The 15019-nt window shown below is 68.2% G+C and carries 13 protein-coding genes; 11 read left to right on the top strand and 2 right to left on the bottom strand.

All coding sequences use genetic code 11. From position 1 onward, the window contains the following. Nucleotides 1-98 precede the first annotated feature (98 nt). Entirely contained in the window at nt 99-1046 is a 948-nt protein-coding gene (gene nudC / locus V5F48_RS00230) for an NAD(+) diphosphatase (RefSeq protein ID WP_394038895.1), read from the top strand. Continuing rightward, the gene (locus V5F48_RS00225) at nt 1039-2835 is read left to right on the top strand and encodes a solute carrier family 23 protein (RefSeq protein WP_394038893.1); all 1797 of its coding nucleotides are present in this window, start codon (nt 1039-1041) and stop codon (nt 2833-2835) included. Before nudC ends, V5F48_RS00225 begins: the two co-directional genes overlap by 8 nt. Nucleotides 2836-2871: 36 nt before the next feature. On the opposite strand, the gene V5F48_RS00220 is transcribed toward V5F48_RS00225, so the two are convergent. Continuing rightward, nucleotides 2872-3732 (bottom strand): prephenate dehydratase, encoded by an 861-nt coding sequence (locus V5F48_RS00220; RefSeq protein ID WP_394038891.1) that lies wholly within the window; start codon nt 3730-3732, stop codon nt 2872-2874. Further along, nucleotides 3729-4532 (bottom strand): 3-deoxy-manno-octulosonate cytidylyltransferase, encoded by an 804-nt coding sequence (locus V5F48_RS00215; RefSeq protein ID WP_394038889.1) that lies wholly within the window; start codon nt 4530-4532, stop codon nt 3729-3731. Before V5F48_RS00215 ends, V5F48_RS00220 begins: the two co-directional genes overlap by 4 nt. Before the next feature lie 224 nt (nt 4533-4756). Between V5F48_RS00215 and V5F48_RS00210 the strand changes: the two genes are divergently transcribed. From V5F48_RS00210 to V5F48_RS00170, 9 genes are all read left to right on the top strand, one after another. Then, nucleotides 4757-5302 (top strand): c-type cytochrome, encoded by a 546-nt coding sequence (locus tag V5F48_RS00210; RefSeq protein WP_394038887.1) that lies wholly within the window; start codon nt 4757-4759, stop codon nt 5300-5302. 287 nt (nt 5303-5589) lie between these two features. Then, nucleotides 5590-7512: an extracellular solute-binding protein gene (locus V5F48_RS00205; protein ID WP_394038885.1), complete on the top strand. Its 1923-nt coding sequence runs from the start codon at nt 5590-5592 to the stop codon at nt 7510-7512. After that, complete coding sequence (locus V5F48_RS00200) at nt 7509-9398, top strand: extracellular solute-binding protein (RefSeq protein WP_394038883.1); 1890 nt, start codon at nt 7509-7511, stop codon at nt 9396-9398. Before V5F48_RS00205 ends, V5F48_RS00200 begins: the two co-directional genes overlap by 4 nt. Before the next feature lie 89 nt (nt 9399-9487). Further along, a complete protein-coding gene (locus V5F48_RS00195; RefSeq protein ID WP_394038881.1) occupies nt 9488-10603 on the top strand; it encodes a microcin C ABC transporter permease YejB in 1116 nt (371 codons plus the stop codon). A gap of 3 nt (nt 10604-10606) precedes the next feature. Continuing rightward, the gene (locus V5F48_RS00190) at nt 10607-11815 is read left to right on the top strand and encodes an ABC transporter permease (protein WP_394038879.1); all 1209 of its coding nucleotides are present in this window, start codon (nt 10607-10609) and stop codon (nt 11813-11815) included. A gap of 39 nt (nt 11816-11854) precedes the next feature. Beyond that, nucleotides 11855-12121 carry a hypothetical protein gene (locus tag V5F48_RS00185; protein ID WP_394038877.1) on the top strand — a complete coding sequence of 89 codons (267 nt, stop codon included), beginning with the start codon at nt 11855-11857 and terminating at the stop codon, nt 12119-12121. A 6-nt stretch (nt 12122-12127) separates the two neighbouring features. After that, the gene (locus V5F48_RS00180) at nt 12128-12577 is read left to right on the top strand and encodes a type II toxin-antitoxin system VapC family toxin (RefSeq protein ID WP_394038875.1); all 450 of its coding nucleotides are present in this window, start codon (nt 12128-12130) and stop codon (nt 12575-12577) included. After that, entirely contained in the window at nt 12574-14217 is a 1644-nt protein-coding gene (locus V5F48_RS00175; RefSeq protein WP_394038873.1) for an ABC transporter ATP-binding protein, read from the top strand. Before V5F48_RS00180 ends, V5F48_RS00175 begins: the two co-directional genes overlap by 4 nt. Continuing rightward, nucleotides 14214-14864, top strand: coding sequence for an NUDIX domain-containing protein (locus V5F48_RS00170; RefSeq protein ID WP_394038871.1), 651 nt, complete (start codon nt 14214-14216; stop codon nt 14862-14864). The genes V5F48_RS00175 and V5F48_RS00170 overlap by 4 nt, the downstream gene beginning before the upstream one ends. The last annotated feature ends 155 nt before the right edge of the window (nt 14865-15019 follow it).

Raw genomic sequence — 15019 nt, 5'->3', positions numbered from 1 at the left:
GGCAGAGGTGGTGCGACCTTGCCTCCAGGCCGCGTGCATGCGACGGTCGCCGCCGGTCGCACAGGCGGCCGTCCCGCCGGAAGCCCGCGCCCCTGTCCATGTCCGTCCTTTCCCGTCCTGAACTCGGCGCCTGGCCGGACCTCGGCTATGTCGGAAGCACGCTCGACCGGGCCGCGCACCTGCGCCCCCATGCCTGCGACCCCTCCGGCGATCTCCTTCGCGATTCTGCCGCCGGCTTCTATCTCCTGGGCGGCGAGCTGGTGGCGCTGAAGGGCGATGGGCCGGTCTTCGATCCGCTCTTTTCCCACGCCGAGGCGCAGGCACGAGGGCGGGGCGAGCCGCTCTTCCTCGGCCTCGACAATGGCGCGCCGCGCTTCGCCCTGGCCTTCGATCCCGGCCTCAGGGAAGAGCTGGAAGGGCAGGGGCTGAAGGTCACGGACCTGCGCTCCATCGCCGTGGGCGGGCTGGTGCTGCCGCACCACCTTCCTCCCGTCGCCTGCGGCAAGGCGCTGTTCGGCTGGCACGGCCGGCACGGTTTCTGCGCCAATTGCGGCACCGCCTCGCGCATCCTGGATGGCGGCTGGCGGCGCGATTGCCCCTCCTGCGGGGCGCAGCATTTCCCGCGCACCGATCCGGTGGTGATCATGCTGACGGCGGCGGGCGACCAATGCCTTTTGGGCCGCCAGCCGCATTTCGCGCCGGGCATGTGGTCCTGCCTCGCCGGCTTCGTGGAGCCGGGCGAGACCATCGAGGAGGCGGTCCGCCGCGAGACGCTGGAGGAGGCGGGGATCGCCACCGGCCGCGTCACCTATCGCTCCTGCCAGCCCTGGCCCTTCCCCATGTCGCTCATGATCGGCTGCCTTGCGCAAGCCACCAGCCGCGACATCACCGTCGACCGCAACGAGCTGGAGGATGCCCGCTGGTTCGACCGGGACGAGGTGGCGCTGATGCTCGCGCGCACCCATCCGGACGGCCTGTTCGTGCCGCCGCCCATTGCCATCGCCCATCACCTCATCCGCGCCTTCGTCGAAGGCATCGATGCTTGAGACGAAAGCGCGGTCGCGCTCGCCCCGTGCCCGGATCCGGCGGGTGCTCGATCGTGTCTTTCCCGATCCCCGGCATGGCAGCCGCATCCCCCGGCGCCCGGTATCCCTGGTCTACGGGCTCAACGATGCGGTGCCGCCGGTTGCCCTGGTGCCGCTGGCCGCCCAGCACGCCATGCTGGCGGTCACCTTCCTGATCTATCCGGTGCTGGCGGCCACGGAGGCGCGGCTGCCGGCGGACCAGATGTCCGCCATGCTCTCGGCCTGCGCCATGAGCATCGGCATCGCCACCATCATCCAGTGCCTGCGGTCGCGCTTCGGCTCGGGCTATCTTGCCGTGCATATCCCGGCGCCGGGGGCCATTCCGCTGGCCGCGCAGGCGCTGATGCTGGGCGGGCTCGGGCTCATGGCCATGACCACGCTGCTGGTGGGCATCTGCCAGCTGTTCATGGCGCGGCTGGTGCGGCCGCTGCGGGTGCTGCTGCCGCCGGAAGTGTGCGGCGTGGCGGTGAGCATGCTCGGCGTGTCGCTGGCGGGGCCGGCGTTGCGCCGGGCGCTGGGGCTCGACCACGGGCCGCTGGTGGCGCAGAACGCCAGCCTCGCCAGCCTTGCCACCGTGGGCATCATCGTCGCCATCACCGTGTTCGCGCCGCGGCGGCTGAAGCTGTTCGCGGTCTTTGCCGGCGCCGGCATCGGCTGGGTGCTGGCGCTGGTGCTCGGCGCCGGGCATCCGGAGGCGAACGCGGCCATCGCCGCCGCTCCCCTGGTCGCCTGGCCGACGCTGACCCTGCCCAGCCTCCAGTTCGCCCCGGCGCTGTTCCCGCTGATGGCGCTGCTGGTGATGATGAACCTCGTGGACGTGCTCTCGGTCACCGTCTCGCTGGAGAAGATGAACGATGCCGACTGGCGCCGCGCCGACATGCAGGCCGCCCAGAGGGCCGTGACCGCCTGCGGCATCGGCAATATCCTCAACGGGCTGACTTCCGGCTTCCAGTCGGGGCTCTCGTCCTCGTCCGTGGGGCTGGCCTTCGCCACCCAGTCCACGGCGCGCATCATCGGCATCGTTGCCGGCGCGATGATCTTCGCCATCGCCTTCCTGCCGAAGGCCATCGTGGCGCTCACCCTCATCCCCTCGCCGGTCATCGGCGGCATCCTGCTCTACACCTCGGCCTATCTGGTGGTGGCGGGCATGGATCTTGTGACCTCCCGCCGCCTCAGCGAGCGGCGGGTGTTCGTGGTGGGGCTTTCGGTGCTGGCGGGGCTTTCGGTGGCGCTCCTGCCGCTGCGGGAACAGCTTCCGCTGGCGCTCCAGCCCCTGTTCTCCACGCCGCTCACGGTGGGGGCGCTCAGTGCCATCCTGCTGAACCTCCTGTTCCGCATCGGCATCGCCCGCGAGACCGGGGAGGCGGTGCCGGACGGGGTGCACGCCTTTCCCTTCGCCCGAGATTTCCTGGAACGGCAGGGGGATGTATGGGGCGCGCGGCGCGACGTGATCGCCGCCGCCATCCCGACGGTGGCGCAGGCGCTTGAGCTGGTGATCGATTCGGGCATCGCCGAGGGCCCCATCGAGCTGCGCGCGCGCTTCGACGAGACCCACCTCGACGTTTATCTGCTCTACGACGGCGAGGTGGTGGAAGTGCCCAAGGAACGGCCCTCGCCCGAGGCGCTGCTGGGCGATGCCAAGGAGCAGGCGTCGTTCGCGGCCTGGATGCTCAAGCGCCTGTCCGATCACGTGCATTTCGGCCGCGCCGGCGGCGGCAAGGCCCGCATCGCCCTGCGCTTCGATCACTGACGTGGGGCGACCCGGACCGCACCGGCGCGTCCGGGATCAAAACGTTTCCTGCGCCGCCGCGAACTGCGCCCGGTAGGGATGGGCGGGATAGACGCCGAGGATGCGCATCTCGCGGGAGAAGAAGGCGAGTTCCTCCAGCGCCAGCTTCACCGGCCGGTCATCCGGGTGGCCGTCCACGTCGGCATAGAACTGGGTGGCGGTGAAGCGGCCGTCGAGCTGGTAGGATTCGAGCTTGGTCATGTTCACGCCGTTGGTGGCAAAGCCCCCCAGCGCCTTGTAGAGCGCCGCCGGCACGTTGCGCACCCGGAACACGAAGGTGGTGACCACCGGCCCGTTGCCCGCGGTTGCCCATTCCCCGCCGCGGGCGAGGATGATGAAGCGCGTGGTGTTGTGGGCCTCGTCCTCGATGTTCTCGGCGAGGATGTCGAGCCCGTAGATGTCGGCGGCGAGGCGCGAGGCGATGGCGGCGCGGCTCAGGTCGCCGGCTTCCGCGATCTCGCGGGCGGAGCCGGCGGTATCGGCGCCGATGACCGCCGTCAGGTTGAGGGTACGGATGGCCTTGCGGCACTGGCCCAGCGCCATCACGTGGCTCTGCACGCTCTTGAGGGTGGAGAGGCTTGCCCCCTTCACCGCCATGAGCTGGTGCGACAGCGGCAGGAAATGTTCGCCGATGATGGAGAGGGACGACTGGGGCATCAGGTGGTGGATATCCGCCACCCGGCCCGCCACCGAATTCTCGATGGGAATCATGGCGTAGGTGGCCGCCCCGCTCTCGACCCCCGCGAAGGCGTCCTCGAAGGTGGCGCAGGGCACCGCCTCGAAATCCGGAAACACCTCGCGGCAGGCGATGTGCGAATTGGCGCCCGGCTCGCCCTGGAAGGTGATGCGGCGGATCATGACGTCCTCACTTCTGCTCGGCGATTTCGTTCGGCCGTTTCCTGGGCGAGAATCGCGCGGGCGCGGTCGAGATGGGCTTGTGTGTCCACCCCCAGCGGCACCGCGTCCACCACTGCCACGTCGATGCGCATGCCGGCTTCGAGCGCCCGCAGCTGCTCCAGCTTCTCGCGCTGCTCCAGCACCGAAGGCGCGAGGGAGACGAATCGGGCAAGCGCCGGCCGGCGATAGGCGTAGAGGCCGATGTGGTGGTAAAGTGGTCCGTCACCGAAGGGCGCAGTGGCACGGGTGAAATAGAGTGCGCGCAACAGGTTGTTAGCCAGGGGCGAGCCCACCACCTTGACCACGTTCGGGTCGGTGCGCTCCTCCGCCTCCACGATCTGCGCGCAGAGGGTGGCGATATCCACCGCCGGTTCGGCAAGCGGCGCCAGCGCCCGGCGGATGGTGTCGGGGGCGATGGTGGGCAGGTCGCCCTGCACGTTCACCACCACGTCCACCATGCCATCGGGGTCGAGCGCGCCCAGCGCCTCGAAGATCCGGTCGGAGCCGGAAGGATGGTCGGCGCGGGTCAGGACGGCGGTGAAGCCGGCGCCCCGGACGGCGGCGGCGATCTCCTCGGAATCGGTGGCCACCGCCACCTGCCCGATGGCGGCTGCGGCGGCGCGCCGCGCCACCTCCACGATCATGGGGCGCCCGCCCACGTCGGCCAGCGGCTTGCCCGGCAGGCGGCTGGCGGCCATCCGCGCCGGGATCAGCACGAGCACGCGTTCGCTGGAGAGAGCGGGGGACGTGGAGGGGTGCATGGTCGGCGGCGGCTCCCTTCGGGCCGCGTCCGAGGGGGCGCGGGGAGTGGCATTGGGGCGCGCCTTATACGGGTTGCCTCGCTCGGATCAAAGTGGTTAGTGTCGCCGGCGGTGCGCGGGGGTTCTTCGCGCGCCGCTCATCGACATGCTTGCACGCCGGGCCGGATCATTCATCCCATGCGCCGCGGCGGCGAGGATCAAGGGCTCCGAGGGGCGAAGCGCCGATGGACTTTTTTGAATTGAACAAAATTCTAGGTGCGATTCTGGGCACCCTGACGCTCACCATCGGGCTGGGGATCGTGTCGCAGATCCTGTTCGCGCCCGAAGCGCCTGCGAAGCCCGGCTTCGATATCGTCGTGCAGGAAGGCGCCGCCGGCGGCGCCGCCCCGGCCAAGGCCGCGGAAGTGCCGATCGAACAGCTGTTCGCCACCGCCTCCGTCGAGAAGGGCGCGTCCGTCGCCAAGAAGTGCGCGGCCTGCCATAACTTCCAGGAAGGCGCCGGCGCCAAGGTGGGTCCGGACCTCTACGCCATCGTGGGTCGCCCGGTGGCGTCCGCGGCCGGCTTCGCCTATTCCGCCGCCATGAAGGCGAAGGGCGGCGAGTGGACGCCGCAGCTCCTCAACGCCTTCATCACCAGCCCGAAGACCGCGGTGCCCGGCACCGCCATGGCCTTCGCCGGCATCGCGAAGGAAGCCGAGCGGGCGGACCTCATCGCCTATCTCAACAGCCTCTCCCACGCCCCCAAGCCGCTGCCCACGGCGGCGAAGTAGGGCTGCGGGCACGCGCCGCCTTTGGCGGCGTATCCCGCCGTTTCACGCCATTGTCATCCGCATCGCCGGGTGTCGAAATGGAAGGCCGATCCCCCGCGGGATCGGCCTTTTTTGTGCCCAAGGGCTCAGATCGCCCTCGGATCGCCCCCGGACCGCCATGGGCGGGCGGTGCGCGGTGTCCCTCCGGTTCGGCCACCGCCATGTTTCTGCCGTCGCCCGCGGTGTCATAATCGGCTATTGCCGGGATCGCTGAAGTCCCGACCTGTATTCCCGATCTGGAGATACCGATGCGCCTGCCGTCCGTTCGCCGCTTCGCCGTCCTCGCAGCCGTGGCGTGGGCCGCGGTCGCCCCGGGCGGCCTAGCGCAGGCGCAGGTGGCTCCCGCCGCCGGGGAGAGCGCAGCGCCGGTGTTCCGCCACGGCCTCTCCCTCATGGGCCAGCTGAAATATCCCGCCGGCTTTCCCCATTTCGATTATGTGAATCCGGCGGCGCCCAAGGGCGGCCTGCTGCGCCTGGCCGAAGACGGCACCTTCGACACCTTCAACTTCGTGGTGCCGAGGGGCACGCCGGCGGAGGGCATCACTCTCATCTACGACACGCTCATGACCTCCTCCTATGACGAGGTGTCGAGCGAGTATGGCCTCATCGCCGAGGGCGCCAGCCACCCGGCCGATTTCTCCTCCGTCACCTATCGCCTCAGGGCCGATGCCAAGTGGCACGACGGCACCCCCATCACCCCCGACGACGTGGTGTTCTCCTTCGAGGCGCTGACCAAAAACAATCCCAACCAGCGCTTCTATTACAGCCACGTGGCGAAGGCGGAGAAGACCGGCGAGCGCGACGTGACCTTCACCTTCGATCAGGCCGGCAACCGCGAGCTGCCGCAGATCGTGGGCCAGCTCACGGTCCTGCCGAAGCACTGGTGGACCGGGACCGACGCCTCCGGCAAGCCGCGCGACATCACCCAGGGCTCGCTGGAGGTGCCGCTGGGCTCCGGCGCCTACAGGGTCAAGAGCTTCGTGCCCAGCCGCTCCATCACCTACGAGCGGGTGAAGGACTATTGGGCCAAGGACCTCAATGTGAATGTGGGCAAGGATAATTTCGACGAGATCCGCTATGAGTATTTCCGCGACGACACGGTGATGCTGGAGGCCTTCAAGGCCGACACCTATGATTACCGCACCGAATCCTCCGCCAAGAACTGGGCCACGGCCTATGATTTCCCGGCGCGGGTGGATGGACGGGTGGTGCTCGAAATGTTCGAGAACCGGGCCTCCGGCATCATGCAGGCCTTCATTCCCAACCTGCGGCGCGACAAGTTCAAGGATCCGCGGGTGCGCCGCGCGCTGAACTATGCGCTGGATTTCGAGGGCATGAACCACACCCTCTTCTTCGGCCAGTACAAGCGCATCAATTCCTACTTCTCCGGCACGGAGCTCGCCTCCTCCGGCCTGCCGCAGGGCCGCGAGCTGGAGATCCTGAAGGGCGTGAAGGATCTGGTGCCGCCGCAGGTGTTCACCACCGCCTACACCAATCCCGAGAGTGGAACGGAAGATTCACGGCGTGCTAATTTGCGCGAGGCCGCCCGCCTGCTGAAGGACGCCGGCTTCGACATCAAGAACCGCAAGCTGGTGGATGCCAAGGGCGAGGCCTTCACCCTGGAACTGCTCATCTCCAGCCCGGCCATGGAGCGGGTGGCGGTGTTCTACAAGCCGGCGCTGGAACGCCTGGGCATCACCGTCACCATCCGCCTTGTGGATTCTTCCCAATATATCAATCGGGTGCGGGCGCGGGACTTCGACATGATCGTCTCCGGCTGGGGCCAGTCGCTCTCGCCGGGCAATGAGCAGCGCGAGTACTGGGGCACGGAGGCCGCCGACCGGGAAGGCTCCCGCAACCTCGCCGGCATCCGGGACAAGGCGGTGGATGCCCTCATCGAGAAGGTGATCTACGCCACCGACCGGGCCGACCTCGTGGCCGCCACCCACGCCCTCGACCGCGTGCTGCTGTGGAACGAATATGTCGTGCCCGCCTGGACGCTGAACTACACCCGCACGGCGCGGTGGGACCGCTTCGCCCATCCCGAGACCCTGCCCACCTATTCCTTCGCCTTTCCGGATATCTGGTGGTTCGATCCGGCCAAGGCGGCCAAGGTGAATGCGGTCGGCCCGGCCAGCGGCGGGGCGACCAGCGGCGGGGCCGGCAAATGAGCCTGTCGCGCCGCACGCTGCTGCTGTCCGCCGCCTCCGCCGTCACCCTCCTGCCCGCCATGGCGCGCGGGCAGGCCGCGCCGCAGGACGCGGCGGCGGGCGAGGGGGCGGCCTCCGCCGCCGCGGTGGAGCGGCACGGCCTGTCGTTCTTCGGCGACCTGCGCTATCCCGACGGCTTCACCCATTTCGACTATGTGGACCCGGATGCGCCCAAGGGCGGGCCGTTCTCCCAGATGGGCCGGGCCACCTTCTACAACCAGTCGCTCAACACCTTCGACACGCTGAACCCCTACAACCAGCGCGGCAACGGCGCCCAGGGCATCGAGCTGATCTACGACACGCTCATGACCGCCGCCGGCGACGAGAAGAGCGCCATGTATGGCCGCCTCGCCGGCTCCGTGGTGATCGCCGACGAAGGGCTCACCTATCGGTTCAAGCTGCGGCGCGAGGCACGCTTCCATGACGGCACGCCGGTGACGGCGGCGGACGTGGTGGCCACGTTCGAGGCGTTCAAGGCGGACGCCTACGAGACCATCCGCATGGCCTTGCGCGACCTCACCGCGGTGGAGGCGGACGGACCGGGCGAGGTGGTGATGCGCTTTCGCCCCGGCCGCGCCCGCGACGTGCCGCTCACCGCCGCCGGCCTGCCGATCTTTTCCAGGGCCTTCCTCGCCAAACACCCGTTCAACCAGTCCTCGCTGGAGGTGCCGCTGGGCTCGGGACCCTATCGGGTGAAGAGGTTCGAGCAGGGCCGCTTCATCGAATATGAGCGGGTGCCCGACTATTGGGGCCGCGACCTGCCGGTGATGAAGGGCCGCTTCAACTTCGACACGGTGCGCTACGAATATTTCCGCGACCGGGTGGCGGGGCTGGAAGGCTTCAAGGCCAAGGCCTATTTGTTCCGCGAGGAATTCACCGCCCGCGAATGGGCCACCGCCTATGACTTCCCCGCCGTGCGAGAGGGGCGGGTGAAGGTGGAGACCCTGCCGGACAATTCCTTCTCCGGCGTGCAGGGCTGGTTTTTCAACACCCGCCGCCCCAAATTCTTCGACCGGCGCGTGCGCGAGGCCATCGGGCTCCTGTTCGACTTCGACTGGACCCGCAAGAACCTGATGTATGACAGCTACACCCGTACCGTCTCCTTCTTCCAGAATTCGGAGATGATGGCGCAGGGCCTGCCCTCGCCGGCCGAGCTGAAGCTGCTGGAGCCGTTCCGCGACCGCCTGCCGGAAGAGGTGTTCGGCGAGCCCTATGTGCCGCCCGCCTCCGACGGCACCGGCGAGGACCGCGCCCTGCGCCGGCAGGCCCTGAACCTCTTGAAGGAAGCCGGCTGGAGCGTGCAGCAGGGCAAGCTGGTGGATGCCAGGGGCGAAGCCTTCACCATCGAGTTCCTGGACAATGACGGTGGCATGGAGCGGCACACCGCCCGCTTCATTGGCCACCTGAAGAAGGTGGGCATCGACGCCACCTTCCGCGTCGTGGACCCGGCCCAGTTCCAGTTGCGCCTGCAAGGCTTCGACTTCGACATGGTGGTGCGGCGCTATTCCTTCGCGCCCTATCCGGGCGACGAGCTGCGCGCCTATTTCTCCACCGAGGCGGCGCGCACCCGCGGCTCCTACAACGTGGCCGGTATCGCCGACCCGGCGGTGGACGGGCTCATCAACGCGGCGCTCGCCGCCCCGGACGCGGCCGCCCTCGTCACCACCTGCCGGGCGCTGGACCGGGTGCTGCGCGCCGGGCGCTACTGGATCCCCCAATGGTATTCCGGCCAGCACCGCATCGCCTACTGGAACCAGTTCGCCCGCCCCGCCACAAAGCCGCGCTACGATCTGGGCGCACTCGACACCTGGTGGAGCACGGGCCCGGAGCCGGCGCGCGGCGGGTGAGGCTTGGTGGCTGAGGCTTGGGGGCTGGAGGGTGGGCGGTTGACGGTGCGCCGGCTTGGCTGCACCGTCCGACCGGATCGGGAGACGTGATGCTCGCTTATATCATCCGCCGCATAGCCCTGATGGTGCCGACCATTCTCGGCATCATGCTGGTGTCGTTCGTGGTCATCCAGTTCGCCCCCGGCGGCCCGGTGGAGCGGGTGATCGCCCAGCTCACCGGCGACGACGTGTCCGCCACCTCCCGCGTGTCCGGCGGGGGCGGGGACTTCTCGGGCGCCGGCGCCGCTGCCCAGGCCGGCGCGGCCATGGATGGGGCCGGCTCGAAATATCGCGGCGCGCAGGGGCTGGACCCGGCCTTCGTGAAGCAGCTGGAAAAGCAGTTCGGCTTCGACAAGCCGGCGCACGAGCGCTTCTGGAAGATGATCAAGGACTATGCCACCTTCGATTTCGGCCGCTCCTATTTCCGCGACATCGGCGTGCTGCAGCTGATCGGGGAGAAGATGCCCGTCTCCATTTCGCTGGGCCTGTGGATGACGCTGCTTACCTATCTCATCTCCATTCCGCTGGGCATCTCCAAGGCCATGCGGGACGGCTCGCGCTTCGACATGTGGACCTCGGCGGTGATCATCGTCGGCTATGCGATCCCGTCCTTCCTGTTCGCCATCCTGCTCATCATCCTGTTCGCCGGCGGCTCGTTCCTCGACCTGTTCCCGCTGCGCGGGCTGACCTCCGAGAACTTCTGGCAGATGAGCTGGCCGGAACGCATCGCCGACTACGCCTGGCACCTGGTGCTGCCGCTGACCTCCATGGTGCTCGGGGCGTTCGCCACCATGACGCTGCTCACCAAGAACTCGTTCCTGGAGGAGATCCGCAAGCAGTACGTCACCACCGCGCGGATGAAGGGGCTGAGCGAGGGGCGGGTGCTGTACGGCCACGTCTTCCGCAATGCCATGCTGATCGTGATCGCGGGCTTCCCCAGCGCCTTCATCGCCGCCTTCTTCTCCGGATCGCTGCTGATCGAGACCATCTTCTCCCTGGACGGCCTCGGCCTGCTGGGCTTTGAAAGCGTGCTCAACCGCGACTATCCGGTGGTGTTCGCCACCCTCTACATCTTCTCGCTGGCGGGGCTCATCGTCGGCCTGATCTCGGACCTCACCTACATGCTGGTCGATCCGCGCATCGACTTCGAGACGCGGGAGGTCTGAGCCATGGACGCCGTCCCGCTGCTCCAGCCCGGCGAGCCCACCGACGTGCCCGCCGCCCGCGACGTGCCCCACGGCCAGCTCCAGCCGCCGGGGGCGGCCAGGCCCCGCGGGCGCTTCGACCTCTCGCCGCTGAACCGGAGGCGGCTCGCCAATTTCCGCGCCAACCGGCGCGGCTACTGGTCGTTCGTGGTGTTCATGGTGCTGTTCGTCATCAGCCTCAGCGCCGAATTCATCGCCAACGACAAGCCGATCCTCGTCTCCTATGACGGCGGCTATTACTTCCCCGTGGTGCGCGCCTATCCGGAGACCGCCTTCGGCGGCGACTTCGAGACCGACGCCGATTATCGCGATCCCTTCCTGCAGAAGCTGATCGCGGAGAAGGGCGGCTGGATGATCTGGCCGCCCATCCGCTTTTCCTATTCCACCCACAACCTGGACCTGCCCACCCCGGCGCCCTCGCCACCCACGTGGATGCTCACCGAGGCCCAATGCAAAACGGTGGCGGAGAAAAAGGGGGTGAGCGGCTGCTCTGGCCTCGAATACAATTGGCTCGGCACCGACGACCAGGGCCGCGACGTGGTGGCTCGCCTCATCTACGGCTTCCGCATCTCGGTGCTGTTCGGGCTCGCGCTCACCCTCATCTCGTCGGTGATCGGGGTGGCGGCCGGCGCGGTGCAGGGCTATTTCGGCGGCTGGATGGACCTGTTGTTCCAGCGCTTCATCGAGATCTGGACGGCGATCCCCTCGCTCTACCTGCTGCTCATCATCTCCTCGGTGCTGGTGCCGGGCTTCTGGGTGCTGCTGGGCATCCTGCTGTTGTTCTCGTGGGTGTCGCTGGTGGGGCTGGTGCGGGCGGAATTCCTGCGCGCGCGTAATTTCGAATATGTGCAGGCGGCCCGCGCGCTGGGGGTGGGCAACCTCACCATCATGACCCGGCACATGCTGCCCAATGCCATGGTGGCGACGCTCACCATGCTGCCCTTCATCCTCTCATCGTCGGTGATGACGCTGACGGCGCTGGACTTCCTCGGCTTCGGCCTGCCCCCGGGCTCGGCCTCGCTGGGCGAGCTTTTGTCCCAGGGCAAGAACAACATCCAGGCCCCGTGGCTGGGCCTCACCGGCTTCTTCACCGTGGCACTCATGCTGAGCCTGCTGATCTTCGTGGGCGAGGCGGTGCGCGACGCCTTCGACCCGCGCAAGACCTTCTCGTGAGGTGTGGTAGGATAAAATGGGCTTGATCGGGTGAAGGCGATGAACAGGATCGTGCGCGAGCACTACCCGGTGGAGAAGCTGCCGGAGGATCTGCGGGAGGGCCTTGCCGTGGGCCAGACCGTGACCATCACGGTGGAGGAAGAGGCGAAGCTCGATGCGGAGAGCTTCGACGCCAAGGTCGCGGACATCTTGAGCCACCCGCAGCCGATGACGCTCCGAGAAATCAGGGCTTTGGTGGGGCCTCGGAACGTGACGTCGGAGGAGGCCGTCACCCGCATTCGCGCTCTGCGCGACGAATGGGACTGACGGGTCGTGCGGCTTTATTTCGATGCGAACACCATCATCCAGATCGTGGAGGCGCAGGCGTTCGTGGCCGATGATTTTCGCGATGCAGCGGTGTCCGCGTCCGGGGTGGGGACCACGATCCTGACAAGCGAGCTCACCCTTGCGGAAGTTCTCGTCAAGCCGCTCCGCGAGCAGGACTTCAAACTTATCGTTGCCTACAACAATCTGCTTGCCGGCGGCGCGGCGAGTCAGATTCGGACCATCCCGATCACAAGAGAGATCCTCGGGCTGGCGGCACGGGTCCGCAACAAGAGGATGAGCGTCAAGCTGCCGGACGCAATCCATATCGCAACAGCTGAATTCTCCGGGTGCGACGCGGTCGTAACGGCAGACAAGAGATGGGGCGGAGCGACCGAGATCAAGCTCACCGATCCGAATGAAATCGATCTTGCCGCCTTTATAAAGATGGCCCCATGACCCAGCCCCTCCTTTCCGTCGAAGACCTCTCCGTCGCCTTCCGCCGGGCCGATGATCCCAGCGGCACCGGGCAGGCGCTGGCGGTGAAGCATGTGTCCTTCGCCCTCGCCAAGGGGGAGACGCTGGCGCTGGTGGGCGAATCCGGCTCCGGCAAGTCGGTCACGGCGCTCTCCATCCTGAAGCTGCTGAATTATCCCGCAGCCAGCCATCCCTCGGGCCGCATCCTGTTCGAGGGGCGCGACCTGCTGGCCGTCCCCGAGCGCGAGCTGCGGGCGGTACGGGGCAACAAGATCACCATGGTGTTCCAGGAGCCCATGAGTTCGCTGAACCCGCTCCACACCATCGAGCAGCAGGTGGTGGAGATGCTCACCCTCCACCGCGGCATGGGCGCCGCCGCCGCGCGGGCGCGCACGCTGGAGCTTCTGGGCGAGGTGGGCATCCCCAAGCCGGAGGAGCGGCTTTCCGCCTATCCGCACCAGCTTTCCGGCGGCCAGCGGCAGCGCGTGATGATCGCCATGGCGCTCGCCAACGAACCGGACCTGCTCATCGCCGACGAGCCCACCACCGCCCTCGACGTGACCGTGCAGGCGCAGATCCTGAAGCTGCTGAAAGAGCTTCAGTCGCGCCTCGGCATGGCCATGCTGTTCATCACCCACGACCTCAACATCGTGCGCAAGATCGCCGACCGGGTGTGCGTGATGCAAAGGGGCGAGATCGTGGAGCAGGGCGGGGCTGAGGAAACCTTCCTCCATCCGCGCCACCCCTACACCCAGGCGCTGCTGAAGGCCGAGCCGCGACCCGATCCCGCCCCCACCGTCCCCGACGCGCCCATCGTGGTGGAGACCACCGACCTCAAGGTGCACTTCCCCATCAAGCGCGGCATCCTGCGCAAGACGGTGGGTTACGTGAAGGCGGTGGACGGCGTCTCCGTCGCCATCCGCCGCGGCGAGACGCTGGGTGTGGTGGGGGAATCCGGCTCCGGCAAGACCACGCTGGGCCTTGCCATCCTGCGCCTCATTTCCAGCCAGGGGCCGGTGGCCTTCCTTGGCCAGCGCATTGACGGGCTGTCCTTCAAGGCCTTGCGGCCGTTGCGCTCGGACATGCAGATCGTGTTCCAGGACCCCTATGGCGCGCTGTCCCCGCGCATGTCGGTGAGCGACATCGTGGGGGAGGGGCTTCTGGTCCACCAGCGCGGCCTGTCCGCCGAGGCGCGGGAAGCGCGGGTGGTGGCGGCACTGGAGGACGTGGGGCTCGATCCCGAAAGCCGGCACCGCTACCCGCACGAGTTCTCCGGCGGCCAGCGCCAGCGCGTCTCCATCGCCCGCGCCATGGCGCTGGAGCCGTCCTTCGTGGTGCTGGACGAGCCCACCAGCGCCCTCGACATGATCGTGCAGGCGCAGATCGTGGACCTGTTGCGGGCGCTCCAGCGCAAGCGCGACCTCACCTTCATGTTCATCTCCCACGATCTGCGTGTGGTCTCGGCGCTGGCGAGCCGCATCCTCGTCATGCGCGACGGCAAGATGGTGGAGGAGGGGCCGGCGCGCACCGTGTTCGAGCAGCCGAAGGAAGCCTATACGCGGGCCCTGTTCGCCGCCGCCTTCAACCTGGAGATCGCCGGCCAGGGCGTGGTGCGCCAGTGACGGGGCGCGACCCGTTCCTCATGGAGGATCGCCCCGCGCGGGCGGAGGTGGAGGGGCCGGAGCTGCTGGCCAAGGGCTTCCGGCCCTATGAGCGCTATCGGCTTGTGCTGCACCATGACGACGGCACGTCCGACGCCCAGGTGCGCGACATCGTCCGTGGCGGGCGCGTGGTGGGCGTGCTCGGCTATGATCCCGAGCGGGACCTGGTGGTGCTGATCCGCCAGTTCCGCCTCACCGCCCATCTGTCCCGGGGGCGGGGCGAGATGGTGGAGATCGTGGCCGGGCTGGTGGAAGAGGGCGAGGACCCGGAAGCGGCGGCGGTGCGCGAATGCATCGAGGAGACGGGCGTGGAGCCGCGCCTCGTCCTGCCCATGCTCAGCTTCACGCCGACGCCGGGCGTGACCGACGAATTCGCCCTCATGTTCCTCGGCATCCTCGATGCCGGGGCGCTGCCGGCGCGGGCCGGGGCACGGCACGAGACGGAGATGACGCAGCCGTTCGCCGTGCCGGTGGACGAGGCGCTTGCCGCCATCGCGCAGGGGCGCTGCATCAACGGCTTCCTCATCATCGCCCTGCAATGGCTGGCGCTGAACCGCGCCCGCCTGCCGGAGCTGATCGCGGCGGCGGAAGAGCCCGCGCGGCGCTGAGCGAAACCCTCTCGGCCCCGGTCGCAGACCGGGGCGGTTGGTGTTGAGCCCGCGCGGCGCCTGAGCGAAACCCTCTCGGCCCCGGTCGCAGACCGGGGCGGTTGGTGTTGAGCCCGCGCGGCGCCTGAGCGAAACCCTCTCGGCTTCGGTCGCAG

Origin of the sequence: Xanthobacter autotrophicus ATCC 700552, from assembly GCF_043194565.1 — a bacterium.
Classification (GTDB): Bacteria; Pseudomonadota; Alphaproteobacteria; order Rhizobiales; family Xanthobacteraceae; genus Xanthobacter; species Xanthobacter autotrophicus_F.
This window is presented reverse-complemented; position numbering and strand designations above follow the sequence as displayed.